The sequence below is a fragment of the Clostridium amazonense genome (assembly GCF_056431285.1).
Genome location: NZ_JBWKMH010000033.1, coordinates 938,774 through 958,654, shown reverse-complemented (window position 1 = coordinate 958,654; position 19,881 = coordinate 938,774). Strand labels below are relative to the sequence as shown.

Below are 19,881 nucleotides of genomic sequence, written 5' to 3'. Positions count from 1 at the left end.
AAGAGAGCTTGCAACCTCTTTAAAAAAATTAATGCAAAAAAGCCACTTGAAAAAATAAGGGTAAAAGATGTAGTGGCTGATTGTGGAGTAAATAGGCAAACATTTTATTATCATTTCAAAGATATTTATGATTTATTAGATTGGATATACAAAACAGAAGCAGTAGACAGAATAGCAGGTTACAAAACATATGATACATGGAAACAAGGGTATTATATGATATTTAAATATGTGGCTGATAATCATGCATTTTGTATGAATACATTCTATTCACTTGGAAGAGATCATTTAGATAAGTTTCTTTATAATATAACGTTTCATTTATTGATTGGAGTTATAGATGAAATTTCAGTTGAATTAAACATAAAAAAGGAACAAAAAAATTTTGTTGCAGAAGTATACACATTTATTCTTATTGGACTTGTGGTTAAGTGGATGAAAAATGGAATGAAGGAAAATCCAGAAGATATAATTGAAAAACTTAATAAATTGATTGAGGGAGAAATAAAAAATGGACTTCAAAAATATATACAATAAAAAATATAATATTATGGAAGATTTTAATCTCCCATAATATTATAATGAGATAAATTGTTGTACATTTAATAAAACACCTTCATTACCAACATATATTATTATATCATTAGCCATTAATGTAAAGTATGGACCAGGTGATAGAAATGTTTCATTATTACGAATTATTCCAATTATTGTTGCTTGAGTGTTGTGCCAAAAGTTTAATTCACCTATGCTTTTGCCTATTATAGAGCTATTAGAAAGAATTTTACTTTCAAAAGGGATTATCTTTCCAACATTACGAAGTTGAGTAGCAAAATTAATTACAGAATTTAGATTTTTCTCAATTTGTTCATCAATTTTTTTCCTTTCTTTTAGTAACTCATAAGTTTCACATTTTAAACTGTTAAAATCAGATTCAGTTTTAAATTTGTTTAAAAATTCAACAGCATTTTTTTTATTGTTAATAATTATTCCACTTTTTTCATTTACAGTTACAACATTCATACTTTTTAATAAAGATATAGAACGTCTTATAGTTTCAGGAGAAACTTGATAAATGCTAACTAAAGTAGTTCTTCCAGTTATCTTGCTTCCCTCAATAAATTCATTATTTATTATTCTATAAGCTATATCAGTAGCTATTTTTATATAATTTGGAACTTTAAATTGTTTTTTCATAAATATGCACTCCTCTAAAATTATATAGGAATAAACCTTATCAATTAGTATTATAAGAATAAAATAAATTAAATACAAATTGATAAAATATTTATAATGATATTGTAACAAAAATACATATGTGTTTGAAATTTGAAAACTTATATGTTATTATAAGTGTGTCAGATAAATTTTTCTAAAATCTAAATTCATTTATATATTGTGAAAATTAGATTCCTATTTAAATCTTATCAAAATCAATTAATAATTTTATAAAAATCCAACATATGATTATAAAATTTTATAAGACTTCAATAAAGGATAATTTTGTAAATATAAGTACTTATATTGTTATAACTAAAAATAGTTTAAAATTATAAAATTTAAACTAACTGACAACTTTATAATTATAATAAAGTATTCAATTAAAGGGGGATTTTATGGATATAACTAGATACAAATGTGAAAGAAGAAAATTGATAGAGGAAAATATAGTTTATTATAGTTCAATAATATTTGCTATATTTGTTTTGATATGTGGACTTTTTTTCAGGCAGAGATTAGAAGAAGTAGTAAGTATATCGTATAATTTAATAATAAATAAATTTTCTTGGGTTTATTGCAGTTTAATGCTTATATTTTTCTTTTTTTGTATTTGGATAGTCTTTAGTAAATTTAAAAATGTAAAGCTAGGTGATGATGATTCCAAGCCTGAATTTTCAAACTTAACTTGGTTTTGTATGCTTTTTAGTGCTGGGATTGGAATAGGATTAGTATTTTGGGGAGTTGCAGAACCATTAACTCATTATATAAATCCATTGAATTTACAAGGCGGAAGTGAGGCGGCTAAAAAGTTTGCTTTTACAAAATCATTTCTCCATATTGGAATATCAGCTTGGGCATGTTACTCAGTTTTAGCATTAGCAATAGCATATATGCATTTTAGAAGAAAAAAACCTATACTTATAAGTAGTTTATTAATACCAATAATTGGAGAAAAAGGATCTGCAGGCATAGTGGGAAAAATTGTAGATATATTTACAGTATTAGCAACTATAGCAGGTATAGTAACTTCGCTTGGAATGGGAACACTTCAAATAAATAGTGGATTAAATTATTTATTTAATATACCTGATAATAATAAAGTGAAAATAATAATAATAACTATAATAACCATATTGTTTTTGATATCTGCATGTACAGGAGTGAATAAAGGAATAAAAATATTATCTAATACTAATATGTTTTTAGCAGCATTATTATTATTAATGGCAACATTAATAGGACCTTTTGGGGATATGATAAATAACCTGTTTATTGGATTAAAGGGATATACTGTAGAACTTTTAACTACTAATAATAATATATTTGTAAAAGGTGATTGGTATGGGAAATGGACTATATTTTATTGGGGCTGGTGGATTGCTTGGGCTCCATCAGTAGCTATATTTATTGCTAGAGTTTCTAAAGGTAGGACTATAAAAGAATTTATAATGGGAGTATTATTTGTTCCAGCTGGATTTTGCATTGTATGGATGAATGTATTTGGTACTTTAGGCATTAATGCTCCTATGAATATAGGTGTTAAAGCAATAGAAAAGGTTGAGACAGCATTATTCATGATATTTGAGGCATATCCATTAGGAGGGCTAATGTCTATAATAGCAATAGTGTTATTATTTACATTCTTTGTGACTAGTGCAGATTCAGCAACATATGTTTTAGCAATGATTACTTCAAATGGGAAATTAAATGTGAAGAATTCTAAGAAAATAGTTTTAGGAATAATGCAATCAGCAGTAACTATGGTTTTATTATTTGTTGGAGGATTAACTATGGTTCAAAATACATCTATAATTATGGCCTTACCATTTGGAATAATTATGCTTATTGCAATTATAGCTTTTACAAAGGAATTATATAAAGTTGAATGTAAAATGGAAAATAAATAAAAATATTTAGTTAAAAAATAATTATATACTAAAATAAAAAAATAAAGACATCTCAAAACTTTATATATTGAGGTGTCTTTACTTATTTCAATCTTAGGGTAAGCCTTAATTATTTTAAGGTCTAAGAGATATTTGTTATTTTGTATAATTATCGAAATAACCTTGAATAAATATTACAGGAGTACCTTTATCCCCACTTCCTGATGTTAAATCTGAAAGGGAACCAATAAGATCAGTAAGTCTTCTAGGTGTAGTTCCTTGAGACTCCATAGAACCTACAAGATCATCTTCTTTGTTTTTAATGTATTCAGAAATTGCATTTTTTAATTCATCACCTCTTAAAGATGCGAAATTATTGTCTGCAAGATATTTAAGCTTAACTTCGTTAGGTGTTCCTTCAAGTCCAGAAGTATATGCTGGAGAAACTACAGGATCTGCAAGTTCCCAAATCTTACCTACAGGATCTTTGAAAGCTCCATCTCCATAAATCATAACTTCAACGTTTTTACCAGTTTTTTCTTTAAAAAGAGATTGTATAGTATCAACAACTGGTTGACAATTACGAGGGAAAAGTTTAACAGTTTCTTCTGTAGATTTATTAGAGCCTAAAAGACCATAACATTCATTGTATCCACTGCCATCAATAGATTCACATAATATGTTATCAAGACTGTAAATATTTTCTCCACCGTTAGCTTTTAATATTTTTTTAGTTCTAAATCTTGTATGAATATCACAAGTAAGAACATTTTTAGTGTAATTTAAAATTGTTTTAGGACTATTAGAGAATATAACTTCACATTCAGTACCATATTCTTCTAGTAGTGATTTATAATAGTCTATATAATCTACTCCAGTAAAAGTATGTTTTTTATATCCAAAATAATCACGGAATTGTTTTTCAGTTAAAACATCTGTCCAAGGATTAACTCCTTTTTCATCTAACTCATCTATATCTACTAAGTGATTTCCAACTTCATCTGATGGGTAGCTAAGCATTAACACTACTTTCTTAGCACCTTTTGCAATACCACGAAGACATATAGCAAAACGATTACGGCTTAAGATTGGAAAAATAACGCCTACTGTATTATCTCCAAACTTAGATTTTACATCTTTAGCTATATTATCAATAGATGCATAATTGCCTTGAGCACGAGCAACTACAGATTCTGTTACTGTAACAATATCTTTATCATTAATTTTAAATCCTTCTACTTCAGCTGCTTTTAATACACTATCAACAACAATTTCCTCAATATTATCTCCATTATTAATAATTGGGCAACGAATACCTCTAACAACAGTTCCTACTACTCTTTCCAATTTAATCTCTCCTTTAAACATCTTTAATTTATATAAAGTAAAATTTGTTTCATAACTTATACTTGTAATATATAATAAAATCATGGTATAAGTAAAATAAATATATAGTATATTAGATATAAGGAGAGCTTATATGATAAGTAAATTAGATTTATATAGAGTATTTTGTGAAGTTGGAAAATGTCATAGTTTTTCTAAAGCTGCTAAAAACTTGTATATGACACAACCAGCAATAAGTCAGTCTATAATGCAATTAGAAAATGAAGTAGGAATGAGATTGTTTACTAGAATTCCTAAAGGTGTAGAACTTACTAATGAAGGAAGATTGCTATTTGAGTATGTAAATTCTGCAATAAATTTAATAAATACAGGTGAAAGAAAACTTTTAGAATCTAAAAATCTCATGATTGGGGAGCTAAAGATAGGTGTAGGAGATACTATATCAAGATATTTCTTATTATCTTATTTAGAAGAGTTTCATAGAGAATACCCTAATATTAAGTTGAAAATTATTAATAGAACTACACTTGAATTATGTGCAATGATCAAATCAGGAAAAATTGATATTGCTATTTGCAATTTTCCAGTGGAGGATTCTACATTAGAGAAAAAGAAGTGCATTGATGTACATGATATATTTGTTTGTGGAAATAAGTATAGAGGTTTAACTAAAAGAAAATTAGAGTTTGATGAACTTGCACAGTTGCCATTAATTCTCTTAGAACCAAAGTCAAATTCAAGACAGTATGTTGAAAAGTATATGATGACTAAAGGTGTTAAGATTTTACCAGAAATTGAATTAGGAGCACATGATTTATTGTTAGAATTTGCAAAGATAAATTTAGGTGTATCCTGTGTGGTTAAAGAATTTTCAGAAAAATATTTAGAAGAAAATATTTTATATGAAGTTAAAACTGTTGAAGAAATACCTAAGAGAAGTATAGGCTATTGTTTTCTTAAAAGTGTATCATTATCTCCAGCAGCTCAAAAATTTATAGAGATATTAGAAAGTAGTAAACAAATGTGATGATACATAGCGAAAAATAAAAGTATTCTAATTAATATATTTCGCTATACTATGCTTTTTTATATGTAAAAACGACAAAAAAGTTATTAAAACGAAAATTATTTCAGAATATTGATAATATATACTTTAAAGAGTATAATTAAATTGAAAATATTGGGATATGAGGTGGAGTTATGTCGTTTTTACATAATAATAAAATAATAGATAGTTATATAAATAATATGGAAAATCAGTGTAATGATGAAGAAACAATAGATATTATAGAAGAATATTTTAATAAAAAATTTGATTTAAACGAATTATTAGATATAGACTTAAAAGTTAAATCTAATATTTTATAGAAATTTGAACTGTGTTGATGCATACTTTACAGTATAGTTAATATAATTTTACTATAAATATAGTATAGCGAAGATTAAAAATTTACATATAAAAGAAATAGAAAAATTACAAACTATTTATTTAAGAAGAAATTTATTTAGGAAAAGCTAATATAAAATTTAATCAATATCTTAGGTTTATAGAATGAGGCATGTGAAAACATGCTTTTGTTATAGTATTATTTATAATATAAAATTTAAGGCATATATTAATAGTATAAAACATTTAATATAGTAATTAATTAAGTGATAAAAGTTGACAATATAAAAAAAATAATATAATATAACCATTGGTGAAAATTTAATAATTTATAATACTTAGTATAAGTATTAGCAAGTGTTTGAAACATCCACTTTGACAAAAAAACTCAAAGTTGGATGTTATTTTTATGTTTATTAATAACTAATAAGGAGGAATATATGAGTTTAGTTAAAAGCTTTAAAGAAGATAAGAAATTTTATAAGAGATTATTTTTAATAACACTTCCAATAGTTATACAAAATCTTATAGCATCATCACTTAATATGTTAGATACTATGATGATTGGACAAGTTGGCGAAGTAGAATTAGCATCAGTTGGAATAGCTAATCAATATTATTTTTTATTTAATTTAATTATAATGGGAATTAGTGCAGGTTGTGGTGTGTTTATAGCACAATTATGGGGAAAAAAAGATGAAAAAAATATAAAAAGAACATTAGGTATTGGGCTTATAGGTGGAATTTTAGCAACTTTAGTATTTGGACTTATCGGACTTTTAATTCCAGAAAAAATAATGGCCATATTCAATATAGATCCTAAAGTAATAGAAATAGGTAGTGAATATTTAGTTATTGTTGTAATGAGTTATTTATTTACGTCTATAACTTTTAATTATGCTGCAGCATTAAGAAGTGTAGGAAACACAGTTCTTCCTATGTGGGCTAGTTTTATAGGACTACTTACTAATGGATTCTTAAATTATGTACTTATATTTGGAAAGTTTGGTGCACCTGTTTTAGGTGTAAAAGGTGCAGCATTAGCAACTGTAACTGCAAGAGTATTTGAGTGTACAATAATTTTAATTGGAGTTTACTCTAAAAAGAATGTATTAAGAGCAAAATTAAGTGAGTTTGTTGGAATATCAAAAGAGGTATTTAAGGGGCTATATAAAGTTACTCTACCAATAATATTAAATGAGGCTTGTTGGGGACTTGGAAATGTAACTTATGCCGCAATATATGGAAGAATAGGGACTGGTGCTTCAGCATCAATACAGATATGTACAACTATAATGAATTTATTTATGATAATAACATTTGGACTTGCAAATGCATCAGTAGTTATAATAGGAAATGAAATAGGTGCTAATAGAGAAGAAGAAGGAAAAGTTTATGCTAAGAGAATTTCAAAATTAGCCATAATTGTTTCTATTATATTAGCAGGGATATTAGCATTATCAGCATCATCAATATTATCTATGTTTAATGTATCAGAAAATGTTAAGAGAGATTCTTTATATATATTATATATATATTCAGCTATATTAATAATAAGAGTTTACAATGCAGTAATGATAGTAGGAGTATTAAGAGGTGGTGGAGATGCTACATATGGTTCATTAGTACAAGGAATTACACTTTGGTGTATAGGAATACCACTTGCATTCATTGGAGCATTTGTAATTAAATTACCAGTATATTTAGTTGTACTTATGACATTTGCTGAAGAAGCTATAAAAGTTGTCGTTATGTTAAAAAGATTTAAATCTGGAAAATGGATACACAATATGGTTAAAGATATTTAACTGAAAAACCCTATAAATTTTACTAAGTAGGTTATAGTAAAATTTATAGGGTTTATTTTTCATACATTAAAATGAAACAAAATAGACATAAAAGTATTATAATATGTAAATATTATAGTTGTTTTGGAGGAAGTATTTGTGGAACTTAAGATATTTAGTTTTATAGAGGAATCAATAAATTTATTAGAAGAAAAAAGAATAGAACTTAAAGGTATTTCTAAGGAAATAGAGGAGTATTTTGAAGAAGTTTTACTATGTGTAAATGATGGTGAATTAAATGTTGTTACAAGAGTAAAATCTAAAGCTAGTTTAGAAGATAAGATAATAAGAAATAATTACTATAAAAAATACAATAGTTCGAAAGAAGTAATACTTAATCTACAGGATTTAATTGGTGCAAGAATAGAGTGCAGATTTATAGATGATGAAGAAAAAGTATATAATGAATTATTAAGTTTTTTTGATAGAAAACATAATGATGGAACTTCTTATAATGAAATAAATTCTAAAATAAGATTAAATTTAAAAAGTGAACAACCACAAAAACAAAAAAATGGATTTAAAATTTATAGAATTGATGGTATATATGATGATGGAATAATAAAATATAATTTTGAACTTCAAATAAAATCACTTGTAAATATGTTTTGGGGAGAAATCGAACATAAAGTAATATATAAAAATAAGAATTATATGGTTGTGGATGATTTCTTTAAAAATATATTAACTTCAATCAAAAAAAATTTATCTATGATAGATAATCAATTATCTTTAATTTGTGATTACTCTGTTAAATCAGATACTATAGATCCAATGATACGAAAAAAACAAGTAGAAACTATGTTATCTAAAATAGTATATGATTTATTTTCCAATAAAATGAAAGAAGACATAGGGTTTTCAGTAGATTTTAAGAAGAGTTGTGATGCTATTGTAAATTACTTATTTAGAAGCAATAATGCTAAGGAATTAGAAGATTATAATGAAACTCTTATAAAAATGCTATCAAGAGTAAATGAAATAAGTAAAAATGATATTAAATTTAATCAAGAAATAATATTTGATAGAGAAGTAAAATATGATAATAAATTTAGCAAAAAAGCAGGTACAAAACTTTTAGAAATTATAAATATAGATTTTGATTGGAACTTATTTTTTAGAATATTATTTGAAATAGAACCTGGTAGTAATGCAGAAGACTTTGAAAGTTTCACAAGTTATGTACAAAATAGATTTTATAAAAATGATAAGTTTAATATTTTAAAAGATAAATTTTCAAATGAAGAATTGAAGTATATCAAGTTAGATTTATTAGACACAGTATGTGAAATGTTCTGTGAGAAAAGTTCAATTGCTTTTATTTATGATAAGAATATAAATAAAATTAATAATATTATAGGAGAAATTATATTATTAATAAATGAAAGAATAAATACAATAGATGAATGGGAAATTTCTAAAAATGCATACAAGCAAATGCTATACATAAAGATTAGTACTGAAATAAAGTTATATTAAAGTATAAAATTTATAAATTTGTAAAAAATATAATGTAAAGTAATTATTTGAAAGGAAGAATGTTGTATGAAGGATTTGCAATCAAATCCATTTATAAATAGTGGATTTGAGAAATCAAAAAGTAATTATGCCGAAGATACAATGACAATTTCATCAACAATAATTAAGACATTAGTGTTAATAGCAGTATTATTCATATCATTAATGTTAACATGGAAAGTGTTATCTAATGGAATAAAGAATTTTAATAGTCTTTTAGTGATATCATCTATAGGAGCTTTTATACTTGCTATAATAACAAATTTTGTACCTAAAATAGCGCCTATAACATCTATATTTTATGCTGTGTTCGAAGGAGTATTACTTGGGAGTTTATCAAGACTTATGGAGTTTAGATTTCCAGGAGTAGTATTATCAGCAATTTGTTTGACTATAGCAGTATCTATTTCTACATTACTTATATATAGAAGAACTCCAACATTAGCTGGTAAAGTGAGAAAAGGAGTTGTTATATCAACAGTATCTATAGCTTTAATTTATTTAATATCGTTTATGTTAAGTTTATTTGGAGTAAATATACCTATATTTGGATCTGGATTTTTAGGGATAGGATTTAGTGTGTTTGTAGTAGCTATAGCATCAATTAGTTTAATACTTGATTATGATTTTATTCTAAGAGCTGCTCAGTATGGAAGTCCCAAATATATGGAGTGGTATGCAGGGTTTGGATTGTTAGTTACACTTATATGGTTATATGTTGAGATACTAGAGTTATTAGTTAAATTATTACAAAACAATAGTGAAAAATAAAAAATATACATAGTGCATTATAATTTGTGATAAAATAGAATTGAATATACTATAGATTCAAATTAACTATATAAATAACTCATTTCAAAAATTGGACATTCTTATAAGTATTCAAGAGTAGTAATAAATACTAAGTTGAATTTTGTTAAATGAACAAATTTAGAGGTGAGAGTATTTTTCTATATATAGAAATTTGTTTAATGATATATATAAAATTAGTTGACTAAATATGTGGAGGAATAATAAATGGAGGAAAATTTAATATCTAATTATTTAAAAGTAGCAAATAGAACCTTCAAAAAATTAGATGAAGAATTAATTAAATTGGGGTTATATAGAGGACAACCATCATTAATTATGGTTTTATATAACAATGAAGGAACTACTCAAAAAGATTTGTGTGAAAAATTATCTGTTACACCAGCAACTATGACTAAAATGGTTAATAGAATGGAGAAAACAGGCTTTATAATAAAAAAGACAGACACAGAAGATTTAAGAGTTAGTAGAATTTATTTAACACAAAAAGCTAAAGATATAAAACAAGATATATTTAGATTATTTAAAAGCTTTGATGAACAATGTTTCTTAAATATAGATGAAAATGAAAGAGATATATTTAGAAATGTTCTAGCTAAAATAGTTAAAAACTTAAGTTAGTAAATTGTAACAAATTAAAGTATGTACTTTGATTTGTTATTTTTATGAGTAAAACTTTAAACAATTCATGTTTCTTGATAAAAGCAAAAATCTTTCAATTTATAAATACATTACTTTAAATTTGAACTTGGAACCCTATAGCTTTGTTCTAAATATTAAAATATGGTATTATTATAATAAAATAAAAAACATAGTGATGGGGGAAAAGATGATAAGAAAAACATTCAAAATACTTATGTGTGTAGTTGTAATTCTATTATTAATAGTAATTGCATATTTAGTTTTTATGACGATTACAGATTATAAACCAGAAGAAGTAATCAATATAGAAATTGAAAACAATCAAAATGATGTTGTTAAATTAGATAAAGAAATGACTTTAACCACTTACAATATTGGATACTGTGGTATGGATGAAGAAATCCATTTTTTTATGGATGGAGGAAGTTTATCGCGTTCCATAAGTAAAGAAAAAACAGAGGCAAATTTAAAAGGAAGTATAGATGCTCTTAAGGAAATAAATGGAGAATTTACGTTTCTTCAAGAAGTAGATATAAATGCAACTAGAAGTTATAAAGTAGATCAGTATGAAGAAATAAAAAATGAATTTAAAGACTTTACTACAAGTTTTGCTATAAACTATAAAACTCCATGGGTTCCAATACCGTTAACAAAGCCACATGGAAAAGTATTGGCAGGGCTTATGAACTTATCAAAATACAAGGTTAATGAGAGCACAAGATATAGTTTGCCAGGACAAGAGAAATGGCCGAGACAATTAGCTGAGTTAGATAGATGTATATTAGTGAATAGAATTCCAGTAGAAAACAGTAAAGAATTAGTATTAATAAATGTTCATTTATCAGCATATGATAAAGGCGGTTTCATAAGAAAGCAGCAGTTGGGTTTTTTACAACAATTTTTGAAGGAAGAATACGATAAAGGCAACTATGTTATTGCTGGTGGAGATTTTAATCATCAAATTCCCGGTAGTGATCCTGAAAAGTTTGAAGCAACAGAGGAATGGCCGTCATGGTTACAAATGATACCAAATGAATTTTTATTAGATGGATATACATGGAAGTTTGATAAAAATACACCAACAGTAAGAACTGCAGGAACACCATATGTAAAGGGAGAAAATTTTAGAGCTATAATAGATGGATTTATAGTATCAGAAAATATAAAAACTATAGATATAAAAGGAAAAGAATTAGATTTTAAGTACTCAGATCATAATCCGTTAACTATAAAATTTAAATTAAGTTAATTAAATTATAAATATGATAATCAAGGAAATTTATTTCTATATTTCCTTGATTATTTTATTTTTATATAAAAAAATTATATAGAATATGATAAAATCAATTTATATAGGAAATAAATTCATATTTTAACTTATAAGTTTTCAATTTTAATTGTAATTTTAGGATAAGTTTATAATATAAAAGGGAGATTTATAATGGATGTTAGATCTCTAACTTTAGGAATATTTCTAATAATTGAAGGATGAAAGATTAATAGTATATGTTTGAAATTATATAGGGTTCCAAGCTAAAATTTTAAATAATAGATTTCTCAAATGATATTACTAATCTTATAGTTTATTCTATTATAATGTCTGGAACCAATTAACAATTAACAGTTAGCAATTAACAATGATGGTTAATATTATTCACTTCGTTCTTAATATTTATGAATAGAATTCCATGAAAACTATGTTTTTATATTGTTTTCAAACTAATTTGCTTAGCAAATTATCATAAAAATTGATTCAAATAAACTGAGACTTCAGTTTTATCCTTCATTGTTAATTTTGTATAACACTTCAAATTGCTCTTTCTCAACTTAAACATGAATAACTTAAAGTTTAAACTTAAATTCCTATAGTACTGATCAAATATGTATAAGTTAAAAAGTTAGAACCTATAAAAAATTACATATATAATTGAAAAAAAAGGAGATATTATGCCCAAAATTATTAAGAATTTAGATGAAAATATTAGAAATAAAGCATTTGAGTTGTTTTCAAACAGAGGTTATGATGAAGTAGATATAAAATTGATAGCAAAAGAATGCGGTATGGCTGTAGGCACATTTTATAACTATTATAGTAGTAAGATGGAATTATTCATGCATATATTAAAAATTTCATGGCAAAAAACTTTTAATAAACTTGAGGCTATAGAAAAATTGGACTTAGATTTAAAAGAAAAATTAGAATTACAAATAGAAGTTCTTTATGATGGTATAGAGGATAGACGTGGATTGGGTTTTTATGTTCAACAAAAATACACTTTTTCTAATAATAAGAATATAGAGATGCATGAGTTTATAAAAGAAATATCTCAAAGAGTAACTAAAATTTTTACTCCTCTAAAAAAAATAGAGGCTCTTTCGGAGTTTGAAAATGTAAATGAAAGATTAGGACAGATATTAATTGTTGAAATAACAAAAAGTTTATCTATGAGTCCTAAAGATCGGGAAAATAATATTAAATTTATAAAAGTACTAGTGTTAGCGCTTATAGAAGAATAAACTTCAGGTTTAAGTGAATAAATATTATGCTTTAAGATAACAATAAAAATGAAAGTGTTAATTAAAACATATAGAATCTTTTGAAGCATATAAGATATTCAAAAGGTAAACTTAATTATAAAATCGAGAGGAGTTTATGATTGATGAGTAAAAAAATGCACAAAGGTGAACATGAAAAACTTTTAAAGAAAGCTAGAACGCTTTTAGAAAGAAATATGGGAATAACTGAAATAATGGAAGCAACAGGATTAGGTCAACAAGACATTATGAAAGAACAACAAAAGATGAGAAAATAGAAATTTAAAATTAAAAATAAACAAAAAAGTAAAGATTCTTATTGAGAGACATTTAAATGTTAAATATATTTGAACATATATTCAATATTTAATTATATTTTTCTGTCTTGAAATAAGAATCTTTATTTTTATGGTATTATAAGTTTAATAAATTATATAATATCATCATTTTATGTATAAAAATTTACATTTCATGAAAACATTATTTGAAAATGAAAAAAATTAGCGTATTATATAGTTTGTAAGTAAAATATGTTGAGGAGTTGCTTATGAAGAGAATAGGAATGCGAAATATGAAGACTGGAATAGCTGTTTTCTTGTGTATAGTTATATCAAGATTACTTGGGTTTAAATCTCCATTTTATAGCTGTATAGCAGCAGTTATCTGTATGCAATCTACTGTTGAAACTTCATTTGAAGTAGGAAAAAACAGAATGATAGGTACTGCTATGGGGACATTTATAGGAATATGTTTTTCTTATATAGCACCAAACAGTATTATATTTACATGTATGGGAGTGAGTTTAATTATTTATATATGTGATTCATTACATAAAAATAAATCAATATCGATTTCGTGTATTGTATTTATTGCCATAATGACAAATTTGAATGATAAATCTCCCTTAGAATATGGAACATTTAGATTTATAGAGACAGCATTAGGTATTATTATAGCTGTTCTTGTAAATAAATACATATGCCCATATAAAGAAGAAAAAATTAGTGAAGATAAAATATTAAAAAAATAAAATAAATTTAATTATATAAAAACTATAGAATGATTTTATAATATAAAAATAGTTTTGAAGTAAAATAAAATATATTTATTTTGTACTTATAGTTTAAATGAATAGTATAGACTTTTCTAGATTTTAGAAGAGTTTATACTACAAAATTATAAATTACTACTTATAAAAAGGTGTTGATTTAAGAGTTTAGATATGAAAAATTATAATAAAACTTAGATTTAAACGTTGATACATAATAAATATAACTTAAATTAGATATAATGAAATACATACTTAAAAATTTTACTGAATATATGGACTATTTAAATAAAGTGAAGTATCATAATATTATGAACTAAACATTTCTATAGGGATAATGATGAGGTGTGAAAGTTGAAAAAAGATATAGGAAATAAAATTAAAGAGCTTAGAACAAATAAAAAAATGACACTTAGAGAATTAAGTGAAGGGACAGGCCTTTCAATAGGATTTTTATCTCAACTAGAAAGAGGTCTTACAAGTATAGCTACGGATTCATTAATGAAAATTGCAGAAGCTTTAGATGTTGATTTAAATTATTTTTTTGCAAATCCAAAAAGGAAAAATAGAGTAGTATTAAGAAGTTATGAAAAAGAAGTATTCAAAATTGATAGTTCTACTTTTATAAACTACAATTTAACAACAAATAATAGTGATAAATTTATGTTGCCAAGACTAATAGAAATATTACCTAATAATACTGAAGAAAATATAAGCCAATATAAACATGATGGAGAAGAATTTATATATGTTTTAGAAGGAACCTTAACTTTATGCATAGATAATGATCAACATGAGTTATACCCAGGTGATAGTGCTCATTATAAATCTGATATTATGCATAATTATTCCAATTACACTAATAAGATGGTAAGGATTATTGAAGTAAGTTATCCAAATCAGTTTAAAGATAAGGAGTGATATGATTGAGTAGGGCGTTAATCACTAATATACAGAGATGTTCAACAAAAGATGGCCCGGGTATAAGAACAACTGTATTTTTTAAGGGTTGCCCTTTGCGATGTGTATGGTGTCATAATCCAGAAACACAAAGTTATAATAAAGAAATCATACAGAACAATGAGAAGTGTATTTTGTGCAAAAAGTGTTTACTTGCTTGTCCTAATGATGCTATATCTGTGCATAATAATACAATATGCACAGATTTAAATAAGTGTATTAAGTGTGGCAGGTGTGTAGAATATTGTGTTAACAATGCACGTGATATAGTTGGGGAGGAATATACTCCAGAAGAATTATTAATAGAGATAAAAAAGGATGAAATGTTTTATGAAGAATCAGGTGGAGGTGTAACTTTATCCGGTGGAGAAGTTATGTCTCAATTTGAATTTATAAAAGAATTTTTAGTGCTATGCTATAAAGAAAAGATATCAGTAGCAATAGATACTTGTGGTTATTGTGATTTTCATAAATATGAAAGTATATTAAAATATGTCGATTTATTTTTATATGATTTAAAAATTTTAGATTCAATATTGCATAAAAAATATATTGGGAAAACTAATGATATTATATTAGGCAATTTGAAAAGGTTAAGTGAAGCACATGCAAATATAAATTTAAGACTACCAATTATAGAAGGTATAAATGCAGATATATGCCAAATAGAAGAAATTATTAAATTTATAAAACCTTTAAATATTATAAAAATAAATTTACTGCCTTATCATGATATAGGGGTATATAAGTACTTTAATTTAAATAGGAAATACACAAATATTAAGCTCGAAAAACCAAATGATGAACTTATGAGAAAAATAAAACTATGTTTTGAAAAAGAAGGATATGATGTTCAAATAGGGGGTTAATATATGGAAAGAGGGTTTAATAATAGAACTAGAAATTTAAGAAAACTTAGTGTTGAAACAAAGCCATATATATCAATGGAAAGAGCTAAATTATTTACAGAGGCTTATAAAAAATATGAGGGGAAAGTAGAAGTTCCAGTTTTAAGGGCATTATCATTCAAATACTTCATGGAAAATAGAACACTTTATATAGGAAGGGGAGAACTTATAGTTGGTGAAAAAGGAGAAACACCTCAAGGAGCACCAACTTTCCCAGAATTATGCTGCCATACTTTAGATGACTTTGAAATAATGAATTCAAGAGATAAAATAGCATTTAAAGTGAGTGATAAAGATAAGAAATTTCAAAAACAAGAAATAATTCCATATTGGGAAAAGAGAGCTATTAAAGAAAAAATATTTAATAGTATGACAAAAGAATGGATAAAATGCTATGAGGCTGGTATTTTTACTGAATTTATGGAACAAAGGGCTCCAGGGCATACTGCAGGAGATGGAAAAATATATAATAATGGATTTTTAGACTTTAAAAAGCAAATACAACGAGCATTAAAAGAATTAGATTATAAAAATGATTTAAAAGCATTTGAAAAAAAATCGGAGCTTGAAGCTATGGAGATTTGTTGTGATGCTATAATCATATATGGAAAAAGGTATGCAGAATATGCAAGAGAGTTAGCAGCTAAATCTGAAGATGAAAAAGAAAAAAAAGATTTATTATTAATTGCAGAAAACTGTGATATTGTTCCAGAAAAAAAACCACAAAATTATCATCAAGCATTACAAATGTATTGGTTTGTACATGTAGCAGTTACAACGGAACTTAATATTTGGGATGCTTTTTCGCCAGGGAGACTAGATCAACACTTATACCCATTCTACAAAAGAGATATTGATAATGGAATTTTAAATAAGGAACGAGCAAGGGAACTTTTAGAATGTTTTTGGATTAAGTTCAATAATGAGCCAGCACCACCTAAAGTTGGTGTTACCCTAAAAGAAAGCAGTACTTATACAGATTTTGTAAATATAAATACTGGTGGTATCACAAAAGATGGAAGTGATGGAGTTAATGAAGTGAGCTATTTAATACTAGATACAATGGATGAACTTAAAATATTGCAACCAAGTTCAAATGTTCAAATAAGTAGAAAAACTCCACAAAAATTTTTAAAACGAGCATGTGAAATTTCAAGAAAAGGATGGGGGCAACCAGCTTTTTATAATACAGAAGCTATAGTTCAGGAATTATTACAAATGGGAAAGAGTATAGAAGATGCTAGAGGTGGAGGAGCAAGTGGCTGTGTTGAAACAGGTGCATGGGGCAAGGAGTGTTATAATCTAACAGGGTATTTAAATCTGCCTAAGATATTACAAATAACATTGTATAATGGATTTGATAATATGTCAGGCAAACAAATTGGGTTAGAATTAGGATATGCGAAAGATTTTGAAAATTACGAACAATTATTCCAGGCTTTTAAGAAACAATTGAATTATATTATTGATATAAAAATTAAAGGAAATAATATAATAGAAGCAATATATTCTAAAAATATGCCATCTCCATTTCTATCTATTATAATAGATGATTGTATATTAAAAGGTATGGATTATAATAGTGGGGGAGCTAGATATAACACAAGTTATATACAAGGAGTTGGAATAGGAACTATAACAGATTGTTTGAGTGCTATTAAATATAATGTATTTGATAAGAAAAAGTTTACAATGGAACAATTAATAAATGCTATGGATGATAACTTTGAAAATCATGAATTTATAAGAGGCTTAATATTAAATAAAACACCCAAATATGGTAATGATGATGATTATTCAGATAGCATAATGAAAGAGGTTTTTGAAAGCTTTTATTTAGAAGTTACAGGAAGAAAAAATGTTAAAGGTGGAGTATACAGAATAGATATGCTACCAACAACATGTCATATATATTTTGGAGAAGTAATAGGTGCAACAGCAAATGGAAGGCTTAAAAACAAACCTGTATCAGAAGGTATTTCACCTGAAAAAGGTGCAGATATAAATGGTCCCACAGCAGTTATAAAGTCAGCAGCAAAGATGGATCATTTAAAAACAGGTGGAACACTTTTAAATCAAAAATTTACACCAGAAGTAGTTGCAGGAGAAGATGGGCTTAGCAATATGGCAAATTTGATAAAAACATATTTTAATTTTGAGGGCCATCATATACAATTTAATGTAATTAATAGGAAAACACTTTTAAATGCTCAAAAGAATCCTGATGAATATAAAGATTTAATAGTAAGAGTTGCTGGGTATAGTGATCATTTCAACAATTTAAGTAAAGTATTACAAGACGAAATTATAGAAAGAACAGAACAAAGTTTCTAAAAGTTATAATTTAGGAGGATACGAGGATACTATGAATAAAACTATAGGATTTGTTGGTGCTGGAAATATGGGAAAAGCTATGATTGGAGGAATTATAAAATCAGAGCTTGTTAATCCTAAAAATATAATAGCATCAGTTAAACATGAGGAAAAACTAATTGAATTAAATAGAGAATTTGGAATTAAAACTACTGCTAATTCCAAAGAAGTTGCTAAATTATCAGATATAATATTTTTAGCAGTTAAACCTAATATTTATGATGAAGTTATGAATGAAATAAAAAGTGAAATAAATGAAAGTAAAATAATTATTAATATAGCAGCAGGAAAAACTATAGCAAGTATTGAAAATGTATTAGGAGAAAATGTTAAGGTTGTTAGAAGTATGCCTAATACACCTTCATTAGTCGGTGAAGGTATGTCATCCTTATGTAAGAATAAAAATGTAAGTGATGATGAGCTATTAGAAATTAAATCAATATTTGAAAGTTTTGGGAAAGCTGAAATACTACCTGAAAACTTAATTGATTCGGTAATAGGTGTTAGTGGATCTTCGCCAGCATATGTTTTTATGTTTATTGAGGCATTAGCAGATGGTGCAGTATTAGGAGGTATGCCAAGAAATATGGCATATAAGTTTGCAGCACAAGCGGTATTAGGTTCAGCAAAAATGGTTTTAGAAACTGGAATACATCCAGGTGAATTAAAGGATATGGTCTGTTCACCAGGTGGAACAACTATAGAAGCTGTAAGAAGCCTTGAAAAAAATGGATTTAAATCAGCGGTTGTAGAAGCTATGTCTAGCTGTATGGAAAAATCAAAGGAAATGAGTAAAAAGTAAATATTATATTAAAAGAAGTGTCTCCAATTGATTTTGACGACACTTCTTTTGATAAGTATGCATTGAAAATGCAATACAAATATGATTTAATAAATAATATTAATAAATAATAATTATTTTCAGAGGGAGTTGTAGATATGAAAAATTTATTTTTAGAATATCCCAAATGCACAACATGCAAAAAAGCATACAAGTTTTTGGTAGAAAATAATATAGAATTTGAGGATAGACATATAGTTGAGTTTAACCCTAGTACAGATGAATTAAAAGGATGGATAGAAAAAAGTAGTATGCCAATAAATAAATTTTTTAATACTAGTGGAATTCTTTATAGGGAAATGAATCTTAAAGATAAGGTTAAAAATGGAGATTTTGAAGAACTTATAGAAATATTAGCATCTAATGGAATGCTTGTTAAAAGACCAATATTAATTTTAGAGGACAAAGTTCTAATAGGATTTAAAGAAGAGCAGTGGAGAGAAGCTTTAAAATTATAATTAATAAAATTATAAAGTTTTTTAAAAAAGTACTTGCATAATAAAAATATATATGTTATCATTAATTTCGTCGCTGAGGGGTAATCTCCTCGGAGAAAAA

The 19,881-nt window shown here is 25.9% G+C and carries 19 protein-coding genes; 17 read left to right on the top strand and 2 right to left on the bottom strand.

All coding sequences use genetic code 11. The features are described 5' to 3' along the window. Nucleotides 1-72: 72 nt before the first annotated feature. Nucleotides 73-537 (top strand): TetR-like C-terminal domain-containing protein, encoded by a 465-nt coding sequence (locus tag AC07E4_RS19250; RefSeq protein WP_478217204.1) that lies wholly within the window; start codon nt 73-75, stop codon nt 535-537. A 39-nt stretch (nt 538-576) separates the two neighbouring features. Here the strand turns inward: AC07E4_RS19250 and AC07E4_RS19245 are convergent, their stop codons facing one another. Next, nucleotides 577-1,197 (bottom strand): GntR family transcriptional regulator, encoded by a 621-nt coding sequence (locus tag AC07E4_RS19245; RefSeq protein WP_040330085.1) that lies wholly within the window; start codon nt 1,195-1,197, stop codon nt 577-579. 419 nt (nt 1,198-1,616) lie between these two features. Here AC07E4_RS19245 and AC07E4_RS19240 point away from each other — a divergent pair, with 419 nt between their 5' ends. Next, nucleotides 1,617-3,128: a BCCT family transporter gene (locus tag AC07E4_RS19240; RefSeq protein WP_040330086.1), complete on the top strand. Its 1,512-nt coding sequence runs from the start codon at nt 1,617-1,619 to the stop codon at nt 3,126-3,128. A 135-nt stretch (nt 3,129-3,263) separates the two neighbouring features. Here the strand turns inward: AC07E4_RS19240 and AC07E4_RS19235 are convergent, their stop codons facing one another. Further along, the gene (locus AC07E4_RS19235) at nt 3,264-4,454 is read right to left on the bottom strand and encodes a coenzyme F420-0:L-glutamate ligase (protein ID WP_478217203.1); all 1,191 of its coding nucleotides are present in this window, start codon (nt 4,452-4,454) and stop codon (nt 3,264-3,266) included. Between the two features lie 133 nt (nt 4,455-4,587). Here AC07E4_RS19235 and AC07E4_RS19230 point away from each other — a divergent pair, with 133 nt between their 5' ends. The 15 genes from AC07E4_RS19230 (at nt 4,588) to AC07E4_RS19160 (ending at nt 19,781) form a co-directional block, all read left to right on the top strand. Continuing rightward, a complete protein-coding gene (locus AC07E4_RS19230) occupies nt 4,588-5,481 on the top strand; it encodes a LysR family transcriptional regulator (protein ID WP_040330089.1) in 894 nt (297 codons plus the stop codon). Between the two features lie 173 nt (nt 5,482-5,654). Beyond that, nucleotides 5,655-5,822, top strand: coding sequence for a hypothetical protein (locus AC07E4_RS19225; protein ID WP_158644508.1), 168 nt, complete (start codon nt 5,655-5,657; stop codon nt 5,820-5,822). A gap of 459 nt (nt 5,823-6,281) precedes the next feature. After that, the gene (locus AC07E4_RS19220; protein WP_040330090.1) at nt 6,282-7,649 is read left to right on the top strand and encodes an MATE family efflux transporter; all 1,368 of its coding nucleotides are present in this window, start codon (nt 6,282-6,284) and stop codon (nt 7,647-7,649) included. A 138-nt stretch (nt 7,650-7,787) separates the two neighbouring features. Then, nucleotides 7,788-9,167 (top strand): GTP pyrophosphokinase, encoded by a 1,380-nt coding sequence (locus AC07E4_RS19215; protein ID WP_040330091.1) that lies wholly within the window; start codon nt 7,788-7,790, stop codon nt 9,165-9,167. Between the two features lie 66 nt (nt 9,168-9,233). Next, nucleotides 9,234-9,977: a Bax inhibitor-1/YccA family protein gene (locus AC07E4_RS19210; protein ID WP_040330092.1), complete on the top strand. Its 744-nt coding sequence runs from the start codon at nt 9,234-9,236 to the stop codon at nt 9,975-9,977. Between the two features lie 246 nt (nt 9,978-10,223). Further along, nucleotides 10,224-10,637, top strand: coding sequence for a MarR family winged helix-turn-helix transcriptional regulator (locus tag AC07E4_RS19205; RefSeq protein WP_040330093.1), 414 nt, complete (start codon nt 10,224-10,226; stop codon nt 10,635-10,637). 208 nt (nt 10,638-10,845) lie between these two features. Next, nucleotides 10,846-11,907: an exonuclease/endonuclease/phosphatase family protein gene (locus AC07E4_RS19200; protein ID WP_040330094.1), complete on the top strand. Its 1,062-nt coding sequence runs from the start codon at nt 10,846-10,848 to the stop codon at nt 11,905-11,907. Between the two features lie 698 nt (nt 11,908-12,605). Beyond that, nucleotides 12,606-13,175, top strand: a complete 570-nt coding sequence (locus AC07E4_RS19195; protein WP_051540468.1) for a TetR/AcrR family transcriptional regulator — start codon at nt 12,606-12,608, stop codon at nt 13,173-13,175. Nucleotides 13,176-13,318: 143 nt separating this feature from the next. Continuing rightward, nucleotides 13,319-13,471: a hypothetical protein gene (locus tag AC07E4_RS19190; RefSeq protein ID WP_187372147.1), complete on the top strand. Its 153-nt coding sequence runs from the start codon at nt 13,319-13,321 to the stop codon at nt 13,469-13,471. Between the two features lie 269 nt (nt 13,472-13,740). Continuing rightward, nucleotides 13,741-14,223 carry an FUSC family protein gene (locus AC07E4_RS19185; RefSeq protein ID WP_040330095.1) on the top strand — a complete coding sequence of 161 codons (483 nt, stop codon included), beginning with the start codon at nt 13,741-13,743 and terminating at the stop codon, nt 14,221-14,223. A gap of 372 nt (nt 14,224-14,595) precedes the next feature. Continuing rightward, nucleotides 14,596-15,162, top strand: a complete 567-nt coding sequence (locus tag AC07E4_RS19180) for a helix-turn-helix domain-containing protein (protein WP_040330096.1) — start codon at nt 14,596-14,598, stop codon at nt 15,160-15,162. Nucleotides 15,163-15,167: 5 nt separating this feature from the next. Further along, the gene (locus AC07E4_RS19175) at nt 15,168-16,070 is read left to right on the top strand and encodes a glycyl-radical enzyme activating protein (RefSeq protein ID WP_040330097.1); all 903 of its coding nucleotides are present in this window, start codon (nt 15,168-15,170) and stop codon (nt 16,068-16,070) included. 3 nt (nt 16,071-16,073) lie between these two features. Continuing rightward, nucleotides 16,074-18,443 carry a trans-4-hydroxy-L-proline dehydratase gene (hypD, locus tag AC07E4_RS19170; protein WP_478217202.1) on the top strand — a complete coding sequence of 790 codons (2,370 nt, stop codon included), beginning with the start codon at nt 16,074-16,076 and terminating at the stop codon, nt 18,441-18,443. A gap of 31 nt (nt 18,444-18,474) precedes the next feature. Next, nucleotides 18,475-19,284: a pyrroline-5-carboxylate reductase gene (gene proC / locus AC07E4_RS19165; protein WP_040330100.1), complete on the top strand. Its 810-nt coding sequence runs from the start codon at nt 18,475-18,477 to the stop codon at nt 19,282-19,284. Nucleotides 19,285-19,421: 137 nt separating this feature from the next. Next, nucleotides 19,422-19,781, top strand: coding sequence for an arsenate reductase family protein (locus AC07E4_RS19160; RefSeq protein ID WP_040330101.1), 360 nt, complete (start codon nt 19,422-19,424; stop codon nt 19,779-19,781). Nucleotides 19,782-19,881: the final 100 nt, after the last annotated feature.

Coding starts and splice junctions, on each gene's coding strand:
- AC07E4_RS19245 (WP_040330085.1), bottom strand. CDS start 1,197: ATGAAAAAACAATTTAAAGTTCCAAATTATATAAAAATAGCTACTGAT.
- AC07E4_RS19240 (WP_040330086.1), top strand. CDS start 1,617: ATGGATATAACTAGATACAAATGTGAAAGAAGAAAATTGATAGAGGAA.
- AC07E4_RS19230 (WP_040330089.1), top strand. CDS start 4,588: ATGATAAGTAAATTAGATTTATATAGAGTATTTTGTGAAGTTGGAAAA.
- AC07E4_RS19225 (WP_158644508.1), top strand. CDS start 5,655: ATGTCGTTTTTACATAATAATAAAATAATAGATAGTTATATAAATAAT.
- AC07E4_RS19220 (WP_040330090.1), top strand. CDS start 6,282: ATGAGTTTAGTTAAAAGCTTTAAAGAAGATAAGAAATTTTATAAGAGA.
- AC07E4_RS19210 (WP_040330092.1), top strand. CDS start 9,234: ATGAAGGATTTGCAATCAAATCCATTTATAAATAGTGGATTTGAGAAA.
- AC07E4_RS19205 (WP_040330093.1), top strand. CDS start 10,224: ATGGAGGAAAATTTAATATCTAATTATTTAAAAGTAGCAAATAGAACC.
- AC07E4_RS19200 (WP_040330094.1), top strand. CDS start 10,846: ATGATAAGAAAAACATTCAAAATACTTATGTGTGTAGTTGTAATTCTA.
- AC07E4_RS19195 (WP_051540468.1), top strand. CDS start 12,606: ATGCCCAAAATTATTAAGAATTTAGATGAAAATATTAGAAATAAAGCA.
- AC07E4_RS19190 (WP_187372147.1), top strand. CDS start 13,319: ATGAGTAAAAAAATGCACAAAGGTGAACATGAAAAACTTTTAAAGAAA.
- AC07E4_RS19185 (WP_040330095.1), top strand. CDS start 13,741: ATGAAGAGAATAGGAATGCGAAATATGAAGACTGGAATAGCTGTTTTC.
- hypD (WP_478217202.1), top strand. CDS start 16,074: ATGGAAAGAGGGTTTAATAATAGAACTAGAAATTTAAGAAAACTTAGT.
- proC (WP_040330100.1), top strand. CDS start 18,475: ATGAATAAAACTATAGGATTTGTTGGTGCTGGAAATATGGGAAAAGCT.
- AC07E4_RS19160 (WP_040330101.1), top strand. CDS start 19,422: ATGAAAAATTTATTTTTAGAATATCCCAAATGCACAACATGCAAAAAA.